This is a genomic window from Streptomyces sp. NPDC019937 (assembly GCF_040631655.1).
In the GTDB taxonomy this organism is placed as follows: Bacteria; Actinomycetota; Actinomycetes; order Streptomycetales; family Streptomycetaceae; genus Streptomyces.
The window spans coordinates 41,593-59,817 of record NZ_JBEYAL010000001.1; the positions used below are offsets into that span (position 1 = coordinate 41,593).

Below are 18,225 nucleotides of genomic sequence, written 5' to 3' on the forward strand. Positions count from 1 at the left end.
GCCGCCGGTGGCGCTGGGCGTGATGACGCCCGACCAGATCGCCCCGGTGACCGACCTGGTGGTGGCGGGAGAGGCCTGCCCGCCGGAGACGGCCGCGGCGTGGAGCCGGGACCGGCGGATGGTCAACGCCTACGGGCCGACCGAGTCGACGGTCTGCGCCACGATGAGCCGTCCGCTGCCCGGCGACGGGGGCGTCCCGCCCATCGGCACGCCGATCCCCGGCGCACGCGCGTACGTCCTGGACGCCGCCCTGTGCCCGGTGCCGCCGGGCGTGGTCGGCGAGCTGTACCTGGCGGGGGCGGGCCTGGCCCGTGGCTACCTCCGGCGGCCCGGCCTGACCGCCGAGCGGTTCACCGCCGACCCGTTCGGCGCGCCGGGCACCCGGATGTACCGCACCGGCGACCTCGCCCGCTGGAACGCGGCGGGCGACCTGGAGTTCGCCGGACGGGCGGACGAGCAGGTGAAGGTACGGGGCCACCGGATCGAACTCGGCGAGGTCGAGGCCGTCATGGCGGGCCACCCGGGCGTCGCCCAGGCCGTCGCGGCGGCCCGCGACGACGGCCCCGGCGGGACCCGCCTGGTCGGGTACGTGGTCCCGGCTGCGGACACCGGGACCCGTGCGCGGGCCGGTACGGCCGGGGAGTCCGAGGCCGCCGTCGGCGAGTGGCGGCGGCTGTACGACACGCTCTACGGAGGATCGGAGCCCGCCCCGTTCGGCGAGGACTTCACCGGCTGGAACAGCGCATACGACGGGAAGCCGATCCCGGTCGCGGAGATGCGGCAGTGGCGGGACGCCACCGTCGCGACGATCCGGGACCTGGGCCCGCGCGGCGGCGGGGCCCCGGGCTCCGGGCGCGTCCTGGAGATCGGCGTCGGCCGGGGCCTGATCCTCGCCCCGCTCGCCGCCGACTGCGCGGAGTACTGGGGCACCGACGTGTCAGCGGCCGCCGTCGAAGCCCTGGCCGCGCAGGTCGCGGGCGAACCGGACATCGCCCACCGGGTGGTGCTCCGGGCCCAGCCGGCCGACGACTTCACCGGGCTGCCGGAGGGCCACTTCGACACCGTCGTGCTCAACTCGGTGGCCCAGTACTTCCCGGGCGCCGACTACCTGACCGAGGTGATCGGCGGTGCGATGAGGCTGCTCGCGCCCGGCGGCGCCCTGTTCCTCGGCGACATCCGCGACCTGCGGCTCCTGCCGGCCTTGCGGGCGGCCACCGGAAGCACCGCGCCGGAGCGGGAGCTGCTGGTCGACCCGGACTTCTTCCCCGCCCTGGCCGGGGTGGTGCCCGAAGTCGGCGCCGTGGACCTCCGCCTCAAGCGCGGCCGGTACCACAACGAGCTGTCCCGGTACCGCTACGACGTCGTGCTCCGCCGTGCCCCGCTCGCCTCCCCGGCCCGGTCGTTCGCCGACGTGCCCGTGCTGCGCTGGCGGGAGGTGACCGGAGGCGCCGAGGAATGCGCCACGCTGCTGGCGGAGCGCCGGCCGCGGCCACTGCGCATCACCGGGATACCCAACGCCCGGCTGGCGGGCGAGGGCGCGGTGGACCCGGAGACGCTGTGCGAGCTGGGCGAGCGGCTCGGGTACTGGGTGGCCGTCACCTGGTCGGGAGAGGACGGCGAGGGCGAGGGCCGCTTCGACGCGGTGTTCGCCGACGCGGACACCGCGACACGGTCCGCCGTCACCGGGGTCTACCTCCCGGTGGCCGCGACGACGGGGGACCGGTCGTCGCCGCGGGCCTTCACCAACGACCCGGCGTCGGCGCCACCGGTGCCCCTGGGTGCCTCGGTGCGCGCCCGGCTGCGGGAGAAGCTGCCGGAATACCTCGTGCCCTCGGCCGTCGTCACCATCGACGCACTGCCGCTGACGCCCAACGGGAAGGTCGACCGCAGGGCGCTGCCCGCGCCGGAGGCGGCCGGTACCCCGGCGGGCCGCCCGCCGGCGACCGCGCGGGAGCGGCTGCTGTGCGAGATCTTCGCCGAGGTGCTCGGACTCCCGTCCGTCGGCGTCGACGACGACTTCTTCGACCTCGGCGGCGACAGCATCGTCTCCATCCAGGTCGTCAGCCGGGCCCGCGCCGCCGGGGTGGCGATCGCCCCGCAGGACGTGTTCCGGCACAAGACCGTGGCGGCGCTGGCCACCGCCGCCGGGACGCCCGGCGCCGCCCCCGCCCCGGACGGGGAGCCGCGGGCGGGCATCGGCGCGGTGCCGCTGACCCCGGCCCTGCACGCGCTGCGGGAACGCGGCGCCGACCCCGGCACCGGGTACGAGGCGATGGCCGTGGAGGTCCCGGCCGGGCTGGACGCGGAACGGCTGGAGGCGGCCCTGCAAGCGGTCCTGGACCACCACGACGCGCTGCGGGCGCGCCTGACCCGTACCCCCGGCGAAGCCGCCGGGGAGGGCCGGGACGAGTGGCTGCTGGAGGTGACGCCGCCCGGAACGGTCCGGGCCGCGGCCTGCCTGCGCCGGGTGGGCACCGAACCGGACGGGCCCGGGCCCGAGGCGGCGGAGCGGGACGCGGCGGCCCGTCTCGCACCGGAGGCCGGGACGATGCTCCAGGCGGTCTGGTGGGACGCCGGTCCCGGCCGGGCCGGGCGGCTGACGCTCGTGCTGCACCACCTCGTGGCGGACGCGGAGTCCTGGCGGATCCTGCTGGCCGACGTGGCCGCGGCCTGTGCGGCGGCCGCCACCGGCCGCCGCCCCGAACTCGCCCCGGTCGGCACGTCGTTCCGGCGGTGGGCCCAGCACCTGCGCACCCGGGCACAGGACGTCCGGCAGGAGGCGGAGCTGCCCCGCTGGACCGCGATCCTCGCCGGGCCCGACGCGCCGGGTGAGGAGCCCGGCATACGGCCGGAGGCCGGCCGGGAGCCGGGGGCCGGGGCCGGGACGCTGACCGTCACCCTGTCCGCCGAGCGCACCGAGGCGCTCCTCACCAGCGTGCCGGCGGTCTTCCACGCCGATACCGAGGACGTGCTGCTGACCGCGTTCGCGCTGGCGGTGGCCGACTGGCGGCGCCGCCGGGACACTCCGGCCGCCCCGGACCCGCTGGAAGCCGGGGGAGACGCCGTGGTGGCCGACGTCCGGCGGCCCGGCCGGGAACACATCGCCGAGGGCATCGACCTGTCCCGCACCGTGGGCCGCTTCACCGCGACCCATCCCGTCCGCCTGGACCTGACCGGCCTGGACCGGCGCGAGGTGTGGGACGGCGGGCACGCCGCCGGGACGGCGCTCAAGCGGGTCAAGGAGGAGCTGAGGTCCCTGCCGGAGGGCGGTCTGGGATTCGGTCTGCTGCGCCACCTCAACCCCGCCACCGCCCCGGCGCTTGCCGAGCGGCCCTCGCCCCAGGTGGCGTTCCACTACCTCGGGCGGCTTCCGCGCGTTCCGTCCGGCACGTGGCCGGAGGGGTCCGGCCTGCCGCCGGAGTACCGGGCCGAGGTGAGGGTGGCCGTCGTGGACGGTCCGGACGGCCCCCGGCTGACCGCGGCCTGGGGCTGGCCCCGCGCGGCGCTGACCGAGGCCGTCGTACGCGACCTGGCCGACACCTGGAGCCGCGCCCTGGAAGCCCTGGCCACCCACGCCGCCCGGCCCGACGCGGGCGGCCGCACCCCGTCCGACGTACCGCTGGTGCGGATGAGCCAGAACAAGTTGGAGCAGCTCGAAGCCGCATGGAGGAGAAGAACACGATGACGCGGGCGGAAGCGGAAACGGAACTGGAAGACATCCTGCCGCTGGCACCGCTGCAGGAGGGGCTGCTGTTCCACGCGCTCTACGACGAGTCGGCGCTGGACCTCTACACCGTGCAGAGCGCCTTCGACCTGGACGGCGCCCTCGACACCGGGGCGCTGCGCGCCGCCGCGTCCACCCTCCTCCGCCGCCATGCGAGCCTGCGGGCCGGCTTCTGGCACGAGGACCTGGACGAGCCGGTGCAGATCATCCCGAGCGCGGTGGAGCTGCCCTGGCAGGAGCACGATCTCGGCGCGGTGGACCCCGGCGCGCGGGAGGCGGAGGCGGAGCGGCTCGCCGCGCACGACCGGCTGCGTCGCTTCGACCCGGCCCGCCCGCCCCTGCTGCGGTTCACCCTCATCCGGTTCGGCCCGGACCGCCACCGGTTCCTCCTCACCGCCCATCACCTGGTGATCGACGGGTGGTCCGCACAGTTGCTGCTGGACGAGCTGTTCCGGCTGTACACGCGCGGCGGCCGGGAGGACGGGATGCCCCCGGCGGCCCGGTACCGTGACTACCTGGCCTGGCTGGCCGGCCAGGACCGGGCGGCCGCCGAGGACGTGTGGCGCGACGTGCTGAAGGGCGTCGACGAGCCCACCAGGGTCGCGCCGGCGGACCCGTCCCGGGCGCCCGGGCTGCCCGGTCAGGTCCTGCGCGACCTGCCCGACGACCTCGCCACGGCACTCGAAGGACTGGCCCGCCGTCATGGCCTGACCCTGAACACGGTGTTCCTGGGCGCCTGGGCGGTCGTGCTCGGCCAGCTGACCGGCCGGACGGACGTGGTGTTCGGCACCACGGTCTCCGGCCGCCCGCCCCAGGTGCCCGGCGCCGAGAAGATGATCGGCCTGTTCGCCAACACCCTGCCCGTCCGGGTACGGCTCAACCCCGCGGAGCCCCTGTCCGCCATGCTGGCCCGTCTGCAGCGGGACCAGACGCGGCTGATGGCCTGTCAGCACGTCGGGCTGTCCGGCATCCAGCGCACCCTGGGTTCGGGCGAGCTGTTCGACACGGCCACCGTGTTCGAGAACCTTCCGGCCCAGAGCGACGGACTCGCCGCCGCGGCGCTCGGCGGCGGGCTGCGGGTGACGGCGGGACCGAGCCACGGCGTCACCCACTACCCGCTCAACTTCATGGTGATGCCGGGCGGACCGCTGCGGCTGCGCCTTGACCACCAGACCGACCTGTTCGACCGGGACACCGCGGAGGCCATCCTGGGCAGGGTGGTCCGGGTCCTGCGGATCGCCGCCTCGGACCCGGACCTGCGGATCGGCGCCCTGGACCTGCTGGCCCCGGCGGAGCGGAACCGGGTCCTGGTGGAGTGGAACGGCACCGTCGGCGGTGCCCCGGCCGCGCTGGTGCCGGAGTGCTTCGAGGCGCAGGCCGCGCTGACCCCGGACGCGGTGGCCGTGGTGTCCGGCGGGACGCGGTGGACATTCGCGGAACTGGACGCCCGGGCGGACCGGCTCGCGCGGCGGCTGACCGGCCGCGGCGTGGGACCCGATGTCATGGTCGGGCTGTGCGTACACCGGTCGGCCGCGATGATCGCCGCCGTTCTCGCCGTATGGAAGGCCGGCGGGGTGTGCGTGCCGCTGGACCCCGGCTACCCGGCGGAGCGGCTCGCGTTCATGCTCGACGACGCGGCCGTGCCCGTGGTGGTGACCGAACGCGCGGTGACCGCACGGCTGGAGGGCGGCGCGGCGGACGTCGTCCTGCTCGACGACGCCCTCGCCGCCGGCCCGCCGCCGGCCCGGACCCCACGGCCGGCGGTGCGCGGAGACCACGCGGCGTACGTCGTGTACACCTCCGGCTCGACCGGTGTGCCCAAGGGCGTGGTGGTGACCCACGCGGGCCTGGCGAACCTGTGCGCCAGCCACCGCGAGCTGGTCTTCGCCCCGGCGGCGGCGAAGGTGGCCGCCACCGACGGGCGGCGACTGCGGGTGGCGCACACCGCCTCGCTCTCCTTCGACGCGAGCATGGGGCAGCTCCTCGGCCTCGTGGCCGGCCACGAACTGCACGTCGTGGACGACGAGACCCGCCGCGACCCCGACGCGCTGCTGACCTGGGTACGTGACCGGGGCATCGACTACCTGGGCATCACGCCGTCCATGCTGCGCGAACTGACCGGACTGGGCATGCTGGAGAGCGCCGGGCACCGGCCGGGGGTGATCCTCCTCGGCGCGGAGGCCACGGGCGCCGCGCTGTGGGAGGCACTGCGGGAGCACCCGGACACCGAGGTGCACAACTACTACGCGCCCAGCGAATGCACCGTGGACGCCGTCGGCGCCCGGGTCCGCGACAGCTCCCGGCCGGTGATCGGCCGGCCGATCCGCGACATGCGGGTCTACGTGCTCGACGCACGGCTGCGCCCGGTGCCGCCCGGTGTGGTCGGGGAGATCTACCTCTCCGGCGCGCAACTCGCCCGCGGCTACCTCAACCGGCCGGGCCTGACCGCGGAGCGGTTCACCGCCGACCCGTTCGGCGCGCCGGGGGAGCGGATGTACCGCACCGGTGACCTGGCCCGCTGGACCGCCGCCGGGCTGCTGGAGTTCGCCGGGCGGGCGGACGACCAGGTGAAGGTGCGCGGGTTCCGGATCGAGCTGGGCGAGGTGGAGGCCGTGCTGGCCCGGCACGCCACGGTCGGGCACGCGGTCGCCGTGGTGCGCGAGGACCGGCCCGGCGACCGGCGTCTGACGGCGTACGTGGTGCCCGCGCCCGGGTCCCGGCCGCCGCATCCGGACGAGCTGCGGGAACACGTAGCCGCCGTGCTGCCCGAGTTCATGGTGCCCGCCGCGATCGTCGTGCTCGACACGCTGCCCCTCACCCCGAGCGGCAAGCTGGCACGCCGGGACCTCCCGGCCCCGGCCGCCGGCCGGCGCGGCGCGGGCGGCCGGGAGCCCCGCGGCCACGCGGAGGAGGTCCTGTGCGGCCTGTTCGCCGAGGTGCTCGGCGTTCCCGGGGTCGGGACCGACGACGGATTCTTCGCCCTCGGCGGGCACTCGCTGCTCGCCACCCGGCTGGTGTCGCGCATCCGCTCGGCGCTCGGCGCCGAACTCGCCGTACGCGACGTGTTCGAGGCCCCGACCGTGGCCGGGCTCGCGGCCCGGCTCCGCACGGCGCCCCAGGACGGGCGGCGGCCATCGCCGCGTGCCGGGGAACGCCCCGCCGAACTGCCCCTGTCCTTCGCGCAGGCGCGCCTGTGGTTCCTGCACCGGCTGGACCCCACGTCGGCCGGCTACAACATGCCGTACGCGCTGCGCCTGACCGGAGACCTCGACATCGCCGCGCTGCACACCGCCCTGAACGACGTGATCGCCCGGCACGAGGTGCTGCGCACCGTCTACCCGGACACCGGGGGCGTACCGCGCCAGCACATCCTGGACCCAGCCGACGCGACGGTCGACCTGCCCGTCCGGCGGGTCGAGGAGGCCGCTCTCGCCGAGGCCCTCGCGGAAACCGCGGCGCACCGGTTCGACCTGACGGCCGAACCGCCCCTGCACACGGCCCTGTTCGCGCTCGGCCCGGACGAGCACGTCCTGCTGCTCGTGCTCCACCACATCGCCGGGGACGGCTGGTCCAACCGTCCGCTCGCCCGCGACCTGTCCGCCGCCTACACCGCCCGGTGCGCGGGCCGGGCGCCGTCCTTCGCGCCGCTGCCCGCGCAATACGCCGACTACACCCTGTGGCAGCGCCGGTTCCTCGGCGACGCGGACGACCCGGACAGCGTGCTGTCCCGCCAGGTCGCCCACTGGCGCCGCACGCTGGACGGGCTGCCCGCCGAACTGGAGCTGCGCCGGGACCGGCTCCGCCCGGAGACGGCCGGCTCCCGCGCCGGGGTGGTGCCGCTGCGCGTGGGCCCGGACCTCCACGCCCGGCTCGCCGAACTGGCGCGCGCGGGCGACGCGAGCCTGTTCATGGTCCTGTCGGCGGCGCTCGCGGCCCTGCTCACCCGTGACGGCGCGGGCACCGATATCCCCATCGGCACACCGGTCGCCGGGCGCACCGACGACGCCCTCGACGACCTCGTCGGATGCTTCGTCAACACCCTGGTGCTGCGCACCGACACCAGCGGGGACCCGAGCTTCGCCGGACTGCTGGAGCGGGTGCGGGAGACCGGACTGGCCGCCTACGCCCACCAGGACTTGCCCTTCGAGCATCTGGTCGAGGTGCTGAACCCGGCCCGCTCGGTGGGCCGGCACCCGGTGTTCCAGGTGATGCTGACCCTCCAGCACGCCGGTGACCTGTCCCTGGACCTTCCCGGTCTGCGGTGCCGGGCCGAGGAGGTGGTGTCGCGGTCGGCCAAGTTCGACCTGCTGTTCAGGGTCGCCGAGCAGCGCGGACCGGACGGTCTGCCCGGCGGGCTGGCCGGTGGCGTCGAGTACAACGCCGACCTGTTCGACCAGGACACCGTCCGGGACCTGGTGACCAGGTTCCTGCGGCTGCTGGAGGCCGCGGCCGCCGACCCGGCCCAGCGGATCTGGCGGCTCGGCCTCCTCGCCCCGGCCGAACGCGAGCGGGTGCTGACGGGGTGGAACGACACCGCGCGGCCGCTGCCCCCGGTGACGCTGCGGGACCTGTTCGAGGCGCAGGCGGCCCGCACCCCGGACGCGGTCGCCATGGTCGCCGAGGACATCACCCTGACGTACGCGCAGCTGAACGCGCGGGCCAACCGGCTCGCCCACGCGCTGATCGAGCGCGGGGCCGGCCCGGAGCGGGTGGTGGCCCTCGCCCTGCCGCGCTCCGCCGAGCTGGTGGTGGCCCTGCTCGCCGTGATCAAGACCGGCGCGGCCTATCTGCCCGTCGATGTGAACCAGCCGGCCGAGCGGACCCGACTGATGCTCGACGACGCCCGGCCCGTCCTCGTGCTGCACGCCGACGGCCTGGTGCGCGACCCCGGCGACCGGCCGGACCGGAACCCGGGCGACACCGCCACACCGCTGAGGCCGTCGCACCCCGCGTACGTGCTCTACACCTCCGGCTCCACCGGCACCCCCAAGGGCGTGGTCGTCCCGCACGCCGCCGTGGTGAACCGGATGCTCGGCATGGGCGCCCAGTACCCGCTGGGGCACTCCGACGTCGTCCTGTACAAGGCGCCGGCCGCGTTCGACGCCTCGGTGTGGGAGTTCTTCTGGCCGCTGACCACCGGCGCCCGGATCGTGGTCGCCGATCCGGAGGGCCACCGGGACCCGGTGTACCTGGCGTCGGTGATCCGCGAGCACGCGGTGACGACCGTGCACTTCGTCCCGTCCATGCTGCGGGTCTTCCTCGACGAGCCCGCCGCCGCCGGATGCACGGGCCTGCGACAGGTCCTGACAGGCGGGGAGCCGCTCCCGGCGGACCTGCGGGACCGCGTCGAGCGACTGCTGGGTGTGGAACAGCACCACCTGTACGGGCCGACGGAAACCGCCATCCACGCGACGTCCTGGACCTGCGCGCCCCTGCCCGGCCCGGACACCGGCGCGGCGGACACGGAGGCCGCACACGCCCGCCGCCGACCGGTGCCGATCGGGCGGCCCGTGCGGAACCTGCGGGCCTACGTGCTGGACGCGGGGCTCGGCCCGGTGCCGCCCGGGGCGACGGGGGAGCTGTACCTGGCCGGTGTCCAGCTCGCCCGGGGCTACCTGAACCGGCGCGGCCTCACCGCGGAGCGGTTCGTGGCCTGCCCGTTCGGGGCGCCGGGGGAGCGGATGTACCGGACCGGTGACCTGGCCCGCTGGCGGGCGGACGGGGTCCTGGAGTTCGCCGGCCGGGCGGATCAGCAGGTCAAGATCCGCGGCTTCCGTATCGAGCCCGGCGAGATCGAGGCGGTGCTGACCCGGCACGAGACGGTGGCCCAGGCCGCGGTCGTGGCCCGTGAGGACCGGCCCGGACAACGGCGGCTGGTGGCGTACGTACTCGCGGCCCGCGGCGCCGAACCGCGCCCGGCCGACCTGCGCGGCCACGTCGCCGCGACGCTGCCGGAGCACATGGTGCCGGCCACTGTGGTCGTGCTGGACGCCTTCCCGCTGACGGCCGGCGGCAAGCTGGACCGGCGTGCCCTGCCCGAGCCTGGCCAGGGTTTCACGGCCGCCGGGCGGCCCGCCCGCACTCCCGAGGAGGAGATCCTCTGCGGTCTGTTCGCCGACATCCTCGGCATGGCCGGGACCGGGATCGACGACGACTTCTTCGAACTCGGAGGCGACTCACTGGCCGCGATCCGGCTGGTGAGCCGGATCCGGGACACCATGGGCCTGGACCTGTCGGTCCGGGACCTGTTCGCGGCGCCGACGGTCAGCCGCCTCATGGAAAGGCTGCGCCTGGGGGTCTCGGACGACGCTTTCGACGTCCTGCTCCCGCTGCGGGCCACCGGTGGCCGTCCGCCGCTGTTCTGCCTGCCCCCGGGCGGCGGCCTGAGCTGGTGCTACACCGGGCTGCTGCGGCATCTGGGCCCGGACCGGCCGGTGTACGGGCTGCAGGCCCGTGGACTCGCCCGGTCCGAGGCGTACCCGGAGACGATGGACGACCTGGTCACCGACTGCGTCGAGCGGATCCGCTCGGTACAGCCCACCGGCCCCTACCACCTCCTCGGCTGGTCGTTCGGCGGTCTCGCCGCCCACGCGATCGCGGTCCGCCTCCAGCAGGAGGGTGACGAAGTGGCCTTGCTCGCCCTGCTCGACTCCTACCCCCGGGACGCCGGAACCCCGGTCGGGACCGTGGACGAAACGAACGTGGCGGACATCCTGTCGACCCTGCTCAGCTTCGCGGGCCATGACCAGGACACCGGTGAGCCCCTGACCATCGATGACGCCGTCGAACTCCTGCGACGCGGCGGCGGGCCCCTCGCGGACATCGGGGAGCGACGCGTCACGGCGCTGACCGAGGTCTACGCGCACCACAGAAGGCTCTCGGCGGCGTACGTCCCCGGCCGGTTCGACGGAGACCTCGTGCACTTCACGGCGGCCGTCGAGCGCCCCGACGGCATGCCCACCGCGGCCGCCTGGGAACCCAGGGTCACCGGAGAGGTCGAGCGGTACGCGGTGGACTGCACCCACCACGAGATGTGCCGGGCCGTACCACTGTCCCGTATCGGCCGTGTGCTGGCCGGAAAGCTGAACGGCACCGACACCCCGGACAAGGGCACCACGACAGGAAAGAGGGAGACCCACGCATGACCAATCCGTTCGAGAACCCCGACGGCAGATACCTGGTACTGGTCAACGACGAGGGCCAGCACTCGCTGTGGCCGTCCTTCGCCGAGGTCCCGGCCGGCTGGACGGTCGCCCACGGCGAGGACACCCGGGAAGCCTGCCTCGCCTACGTCGAGGAGCACTGGACCGACATGCGTCCGACGAGCCTCGTCCGGGCCATGGACGAGGCCGGGGCCTGACCCGCCCGCTTACGCGCATCGGACCGTGAGGAGGACCGGTTTGCTCACGCCCCCCCAGGAGACCGCCCTCGGCGGTGTGGAAGAGGTGACGCTGGAGCTGACTCCGGACGAGGCGGAGCGGTTCCGCAAGCTCGTCACCGAGCTGGCCCACACGCTGCCACACCCCGGCCCGGCATCGCTCGACGCCGCCGAACTGCTCGCGGAGATCGAGGTGGCGGCCCGCTGGCTGCCACCCCGCATGGCCCGCGCGCTCAGCCACTTCCGGCGGGCCGGCAACCCGCACGGGACCCTGATCGTGCGGAACGTACCCCTCGACGGCACACTGCCCCCGACACCGACCGACGGTGTCGCCCCGGACTGGTCACTGCTGCCTCTGGCGACCCTCGCCCAGCTCGCGGCGGTCTCCTGGCTGGGCGACGTCATCGCCTACGCCGACGAGAAGGGCGGCCGCCTCGTCCAGGACATCATCCCGGTCCGGGGCGCCGAGCCGCGGCAGGAGAACAGCGGCAGTGTGATGCTCGAAATGCACACCGAGGACGGCTTCCACCCGTTCAAGCCGGACTTCCTGACCCTGCTGTGCCTGCGCGCCGACCGCGAGCGCCGCGCGCGCACCACCTCCGGTGCCATCAGCCGGGCGCTGCCCCGGCTGTCCGCCGAGTGTGTATCCGTGCTGCGCGAGCCCTTGTTCAAGATCCGGCACAGCAGTTCGTTCGGCCACACCGGCGCCGTCTCACTTCCGCTGCCCGTCCTGTCCGGACCGGACACCGCCCCCGAACTCGTCGCCGACTTCCACGCCATGGAGCCGCTGGACGAGGCCGCGGCGCGGGCGTTTGGCGAACTCCACGACGCCATGTGCGCCGTGCTGGTGGGCACGGTGCTCGAAGCCGGCGACCTGATCGTCATCGACAACCGTGCCGCCGTGCACGGCCGCACCGCCTTCACGCCCCGCTACGACGGCCACGACCGGTGGCTGCGGCGCTGCTTCGCCGTGGCCGACCTGCGCAGATCCCGTGGCGTCCGGGCGGTCGGATCGCAGGTGTGCGTGCCCCTGCGACCGGCGAGCCCGCCATGGCCGGGACATTGAAGGAATGCGTGATCGGGACGGACGTTGGTGCCCAGGCCCGGGCGCCGGCCGAGCCCCTGTAGGTGCCAAGAACTACGTCTGTACTGGTCACGCAGCATGTCGGTACTCGTGCAGGAGGCCGCCGAGGCGATCGCGTCGTAGGGGGTGGAGTGGCGCGGCACTTGCGAGAGTGCGGTGAGGTCTGTGCTCTCAAAACCCCCGGCCGGCGGCCTGCTCGCCGCGCGTAGTGGACCGGGGGCGGGGTGGCGTTCGGGCGGCGACCGGGTGGATCCGTGCCCGGTGGTGATCCAGGGGCCGGCCCCTTGGCCGGAGCGTGGCCACCACGGGTCGGGAGCTGTCCGCCGCTTGGACTTGCGTGCTGAAACTGATCGGTTTACGGTGGTCGGAAACTGATCGGTTTCTCGCCAATGGGGCGAGATCGAAAACTACGCTGACCAGGGGATCGGATGACCACCGCGCGCGACGCCGATCGGCAACCTCCGGCTCGGGAACTTCCGGCGAAGCTGGCTGCGCACCCGTCGGTGCAGGCCGTACTCGCTCGGCGCGGGGCCGGTGACGCGGCGAGCCCACCGGCGGTGATCGACGCGGGCTGGCTGCGCGAACTGTGCCTGGCGGCCGGTGCGGACGACGCGGCCGCGGTCAGCCTGGACCACCCCGACCTGGCCGGCGAGCGGGAGCACGCGCTGGCCGCGTTGCCCGGCACGCGGACCCTGATCGCGATGGTGGTCCGGATGAACCGCGACAACTGCCGCTCCCCGGCCCGCAGTGTGGCCAACCAGGAGTTCCATCAGACCGACGAGCAGGCCAATCATGCCGCCCGCAGCGTTACCCGAGCATTGCAAGACGCCGGCTACCGCGCGCTCAATCCGTCTGTCGGCTTCCCCCAGGAGATGGACCGCTTCCCCAACGAGCGGATCTGGGTGGTGGCGCACAAGACCGTCGCGGTGGCCGCCGGGCTCGGCGTGATGGGTCTGCACCGCAACGTCATCCACCCCAAGTTCGGCAACTTCGTGCTGCTGGCCACCGTCCTGGTGGATGCCCAGGTGAGCGAGTACGGGCAGGCGCTGGACTACAACCCCTGCATCGGCTGCAAGTTGTGCGTCGCCTCCTGCCCGGTCGGCGCCATCAGTAAGGACGGAGACTTCGACTTCTTCGCCTGCACCACACATAACTACCGTGAGTTCATGAGCGGGTTCACCGACTGGGCGCAGACCGTGGCCGACAGCCAGGACGCCGCCGACTACCGGTCCCGGGTCACCGATTCCGAAAGCGCATCCATGTGGCAGAGCCTGGCCTCTCCTCCCGGCTACAAGTCCGGCTACTGCATGGCCGTCTGTCCCGGCGGCGAGGACGTCCTCGGCCCGTACCTGGAGGACCGCAAGAGCTTCATGGACACCGTGCTGCGACCGCTCCAGGAGAAGAAGGAAACCCTCTACGTCCTGCCGGGCTCACACGCGCAGGAATACGCCCGGCGCCGCTTCCCCCACAAGCCCGTCAAAGAGGTCACCGGCGGGTGGCAGCCCCCGGTGAAACGCTCCGCAACCTCCTGACCCGGCGCACCGCGCCCGCACCCGTGCTCGATCGTGAACGCCCTCGCCGGCGTCGGCGTACACGGGGGCGTGCTCGTACCGCACGAGGTGCCTTCGGTATGCGACGACAGGGCCTTGTACTCGCGCACGAGGCACCTCTCATGTCATCCGGCCTGGTGCCCGGCTCATCGGATGGAGCTTCGATCGGTCGCCGGACGGCCTTCACCGAGTCAGGAGGCCCCCGTTCTGCGGCGGTCGGGTCCGCCGGGGGCGAACGTTCCGAGGGCCGCCGGTCCGCGACTGCGCGGTCCGGTCTCCTCCCGATGCAGCTGTGTCGTCCAGACCGGAGTGAGTCATGAATGAAATCCACCCCTTCCGCGTCCTGCGGGCCAAGCCGCTGTGGATCGTCAACGGCGTCATCACCGGCGTCCTCGCGCTGCTGTTCACTGTGTTCTACGTCGGCGCCAACATCGATCCGGCCGATCACATGAAGAAGCTCCCCGTGGGTCTGGTCAACGTTGACGCGGGAGCCGCTGTCGGCGGCAAGCAGGTCAATCTGGGGGCGCGGATCACCGAGTCGATCAAGAAATCCACCACGAGCGGGGACAGGATCGACTGGAAGATGATGGACGGGAAGGAGGTGAAGGAGGAGATCGGCGAGGGCAAGCTGTACGGCGCGCTCGTCGTGCCCGGCAACTTCACCTCCTCCGTCACCGCACTGACCGGCACCGCAGGCCCCAAGAGCCCGGTTCGCCCGACACTGACGGTGCTGACCAACCAGTCCGCCGGCAGCCTGGGCTCCAGCATGGCTCGGTCGGCTTCGACTACGGCGGCTGAGCGCGCCTCGCTGCGGCTGGGCAAGGAACTGACCGCGCAGACCGTGGTCGAGCAAGCGAAGCTGCCCGCCGCGGCGCGCGTCCTGCTGGCCGACCCGGCCGCCGTCACGGTTGAGGACGGCCATCCGCTCGACCCGCACAGCGGCCTCGGCCTGACCGCGTTCTATTACGCGCTCGTCCTCGTGGTCTGCGGCATGCTCTCCGCCAATGTCATCAGCGGCCAGACGGACCACGCCCTCGGCTACACCCACAACGACATGGGCCCACTGCGCCTGCACCGTCCGCTGATCCGGGCGACCAGGGCGCAGACCCTGGCCATCAGCAGCACACTCATGATCGCTCTGTCGCTGCTGATGGGCACCCTGGTCATGGTCGGCGCGGTCGGCATCATGGGGATGGCCGCCTCCCACCTGCCGCTGCTGTGGCTGTACTCGGTGTGTACCATCGCGGTCTCCGGTATCGGTGCGCTCACCCTTCTCGCCGCGTTCGGCACGCCCGGCATGCTGGTCGTCACGCTGGTCTTCATCGGGATGGCGGTGCCGACGGCCGGTGCCACCACCCCGATCGAGGCGCTGCCGGGCTTCTACCGCTTCCTCGCGGAGTTCGAGCCGCTGCGGCAGATCACCGGCGGTGTCCGCTCGATCCTCTACTACGACGCCCAGGCCGACGCCGGCCTGGCCCGAGGATGGATGATGATGGCAGTCGGTCTCGTGGCGGCCGTGCTGTTCGACTTCGGCGTGACAGGCTGGTACGACCGCAAGGGACTGCACCGCGTCCCCGTCGGGACGAAGCCTGACAAGACCGCCGTCCCGGCGTAGCGGAACGTCACGCCGGGGCGGGGTCCTCGTGTCGCGCGGAGCCCGGGACACCCTGGAAACCGATCAGTTTTCATTTCGCTGAAATCGAGTTATCCTCCTCCTATGAGCACCGAGGTGAAGCCCAGTTCCCGAGAGCGGCTGCTGGAGGCGGCGGCCACGCTCACCTACCGAGACGGTGTCGGCATCGGTGTCGAGGCGCTCTGCAAGGCGGCGGGGGTTTCGAAGCGCTCGATGTACATGCTGTTCGACAGCAAGGAGGAACTGCTGGCGGCGAGCCTGGAGGAGCGCGCTTCTGCCTTCGTGACGAGGCTCCTGCCCGCGGCGGACGATGGCCGCTCACCCCGCGAGCGGATCCTGCGCGTCTTCGAGAACGTGGAATCGCAGGCGGGGGCTCCCGAGTTCCGAGGCTGTCGGTATCTGGCGGTGCAGATCGAACTCAAGGATCAGAACCACCCCGCGAGCCGGGTGGCGCACCGGATCAAGGGGAACCTGACGGCCTTTTTCCGGGCCGAGGCCGAACAGGGTGGCGCGAGCGATCCGGACCTGCTGGCCCGGCAGCTCAGCCTGGTCTTCGACGGCGCCAGTGCTCGCGCGGGGATCGGAGCCGACAATCTCACCGGGCTCATCGCGCCCACTGTGGTCACCCTGCTCGATGCTGCGGACATGCGCTGACGCATCGATTCTTCGAGCGGCTCGGCGAGTGATGCGCTCTACGAGTGCATGGCGGTCTCCGGCGGCCGGAGCGGCGACGGAGGGGCTGCTCGCGGCCCTTCCTGTCGTGAACGCCTCTGGGCCTTGCCGTGGTCGAACGGGACCCTCCGCCGGTGGATCAACCCATCTGGACATGGTCGGCGACGCGGTCGGCCCGCTGGCCGGGCGAATCAGCACGCTGCGCCGCATCGTTCCCTCCCGGATCTTCTGCAGCCAGATCCGCAAGTACAACCGGCTGGCCGGCTGACGCCCGCCCACGCCCCAGCGCGCCCATGAGCAAACGAGGCACAGGGGGCGACGCATCGCCGAGATCCGGATGGAGTTCGATGTTCCGACCGGGATGCGTGACGGCAGGTGCTGCCGGGCGGCCGCCCGACCGTCCCGTATCGTCCTGCCGGTGGTTCCGGCACCGTAGGCGGGCTGCGAAGGACTCAGCGGCTGGGCAGAGAAACCCGACTGGTTCAGTCGCTCGCCGAAGCCGCGCAGTGGATTGAGCGGGCCGGAGGTCCTGCGGGGAAACTGCGCGGGGAAGTCCCGTGTGCCGCTGCGGATTGCGGTGGTGGAGGCCTCGGGCGGCTGGCGAAACGCCGGCCAGTTTTCTTGCCGGTGTCTGTTGTCGGTGGCGAACTACTGCGCGCCGAGAACGCCGGGGGTGTCGTGGAGGACGACGCTGTGCTCAAGCGGGACTCGTCCCATGCGGAAGCTGTTCGCCGGTGCGGCCTCGTCGGCGGTGCCGAAGGAGATGCCGAACAGGAGCTTGAGCTCCTCGGGAACACCCAAGAACTCGCGGATGGTGTCGGCGTAGAACCCGAGCATGGTCTGCGGAATGCCGTCGAAGCCCCGGGCCGTCAGGGAGAGCAGGAAGTTCTGCGCGTACATGCCGATGTCACCGGCCGCCCGCACCCCGTCTCCGAACGCCGGCACGAAGAGAAGGGCGACATGGGGCGCGCCGTAGAAGTTCAGGTTCTCCCGGGCCGCCGCCTTCCGGGCTGTTCGGTCCGAGCGCGGTATCCCCAGAGCCTGGTAAAGGGTCGCGGCATGGTTGTGCGCCCGGTCGAGGTAGGTGCCCTGGCCGAAGTCGGCGTAGTCGAAGGTGAAATCGTAGGAGAACCGCTCCTCCTCATCGGCGTGGAGCAGTTCCTTGCTCAGGGCGTCCCGCGCCGCGCCCGAGACGACATGCACCGTCCACGGCTGGGTGTTGCAGTTCGACGGGGCGGTTTGAGCGTCTTCCAGCACGCCGCGAATGTCCGACGGCGACAGCGGGGCGGGCAGGAACTTCCGAACGGAGCGCCGGGACCGCACGAGGTCGGTGAAGGGCGAAGCCGTGGTGGGCAGCAAAACGATTCCTCTCGAGTGGGCTCAGCTCGCGTGATCGCGGCTGCGCCTCATGGGGGTGTTGTGGCAAGGGGGGCGGTGCCGGGTGTGTCAGCGGTGGAGGGAGCGGTTGAGTTCGACGACTTCCTCCAGCGTGGGTGTGGAGGTGAGGGTGGTGAAGCGCTCCATCTGGCGGTCGCGGTTGCGCGGGACCTCGGTCCGGTCGGCCGCCTCAAGGGCCGGCCCCAGGTCCTCAAGGTCCAGCTCGGTGCAGTAGGCCGGAGTCATCGGCTGCTGCCGCCAGGAGTCGGCCAGCACGCCCGCGTCGAACGGGTCGAAGCCGCTCTCGTCGACCAGGCGCATGCCCACGTGCCGTGCCTCGTCGGAGTCGGCGGCGACCGGGAGCGCGATGCGGCCCGGGGTACCGGCCGGAACGCCCTTGGTCTGCAAGGTGCCTGCCAGGGCGGCGTTCCATGCCTTGACCACGGGGCGCCCCAGCTGCTCGGCGACCCACAGGCTCTCCACCTGGCCGGCCTCGACCGCGTTGATGGGGCCGCCCAGGTGGGGGAAGTAGTTGGAGGTGTCGATGACCACGGTCTCGCTGGGCACGGAGGCGAAGAGGCCCGCCACGTCCGGGATGCGGGCGAAGGGGACGGACAGGATGACCACGTCCTTGCCCTGGACGGCATCGGCCGCGGTCACCGCGTGCGCCCCGAATTCCAGCGCAGCGGCGTCGATCGTCTCCGGGCCCCGGGAGTTCGCCACCTCAACGTCGTGTCCGCCCGCGCTGAACGTGCGCGTCAGCGTCGTCCCGATCGCTCCCGTACCGATAACGCCAATTCTCATGAT

Annotated in this window: 9 protein-coding genes (1 of these 9 only partly in view); 7 read left to right on the plus strand and 2 right to left on the minus strand. The window is 73.0% G+C overall.

Annotated elements, in window-relative coordinates; all coding sequences use genetic code 11:
- The 7 genes from ABZ562_RS00100 to ABZ562_RS00130 all read left to right on the plus strand — a co-directional run.
- Positions 1-3,685: the 3' end of a non-ribosomal peptide synthase/polyketide synthase gene (locus ABZ562_RS00100; RefSeq protein ID WP_361471642.1), read on the plus strand. It extends 19,397 nt beyond the left edge of the window; 3,685 of the gene's 23,082 nt are visible here — the last part of the coding sequence; the start codon falls outside the window, past its left edge; the stop codon is at positions 3,683-3,685.
- The gene (locus tag ABZ562_RS00105) at positions 3,682-10,869 is read left to right on the plus strand and encodes an amino acid adenylation domain-containing protein (RefSeq protein WP_361471644.1); all 7,188 of its coding nucleotides are present in this window, start codon (positions 3,682-3,684) and stop codon (positions 10,867-10,869) included. The genes ABZ562_RS00100 and ABZ562_RS00105 overlap by 4 nt, the downstream gene beginning before the upstream one ends.
- A complete protein-coding gene (locus ABZ562_RS00110; protein ID WP_361471647.1) occupies positions 10,866-11,084 on the plus strand; it encodes an MbtH family protein in 219 nt (72 codons plus the stop codon). Before ABZ562_RS00105 ends, ABZ562_RS00110 begins: the two co-directional genes overlap by 4 nt.
- A gap of 40 nt (positions 11,085-11,124) precedes the next feature.
- A complete protein-coding gene (locus tag ABZ562_RS00115; RefSeq protein ID WP_361471650.1) occupies positions 11,125-12,168 on the plus strand; it encodes a TauD/TfdA family dioxygenase in 1,044 nt (347 codons plus the stop codon).
- Between the two features lie 446 nt (positions 12,169-12,614).
- A complete protein-coding gene (locus tag ABZ562_RS00120) occupies positions 12,615-13,718 on the plus strand; it encodes a 4Fe-4S binding protein (protein WP_361471652.1) in 1,104 nt (367 codons plus the stop codon).
- A gap of 334 nt (positions 13,719-14,052) precedes the next feature.
- Positions 14,053-15,351 carry an SNG1 family protein gene (locus ABZ562_RS00125; protein WP_361471655.1) on the plus strand — a complete coding sequence of 433 codons (1,299 nt, stop codon included), beginning with the start codon at positions 14,053-14,055 and terminating at the stop codon, positions 15,349-15,351.
- Between the two features lie 102 nt (positions 15,352-15,453).
- The gene (locus tag ABZ562_RS00130; protein ID WP_361471658.1) at positions 15,454-16,023 is read left to right on the plus strand and encodes a TetR/AcrR family transcriptional regulator; all 570 of its coding nucleotides are present in this window, start codon (positions 15,454-15,456) and stop codon (positions 16,021-16,023) included.
- A gap of 666 nt (positions 16,024-16,689) precedes the next feature.
- Here the strand turns inward: ABZ562_RS00130 and ABZ562_RS00135 are convergent.
- On the minus strand, positions 16,690-17,364 hold the full coding sequence (locus ABZ562_RS00135; protein ID WP_361472516.1) for a nitroreductase: 675 nt from the start codon (positions 17,362-17,364) through the stop codon (positions 16,690-16,692).
- A gap of 123 nt (positions 17,365-17,487) precedes the next feature.
- On the minus strand, positions 17,488-18,222 hold the full coding sequence (locus tag ABZ562_RS00140) for an NAD(P)-binding domain-containing protein (RefSeq protein WP_361471661.1): 735 nt from the start codon (positions 18,220-18,222) through the stop codon (positions 17,488-17,490).
- Between the last annotated feature and the right edge of the window lie 3 nt (positions 18,223-18,225).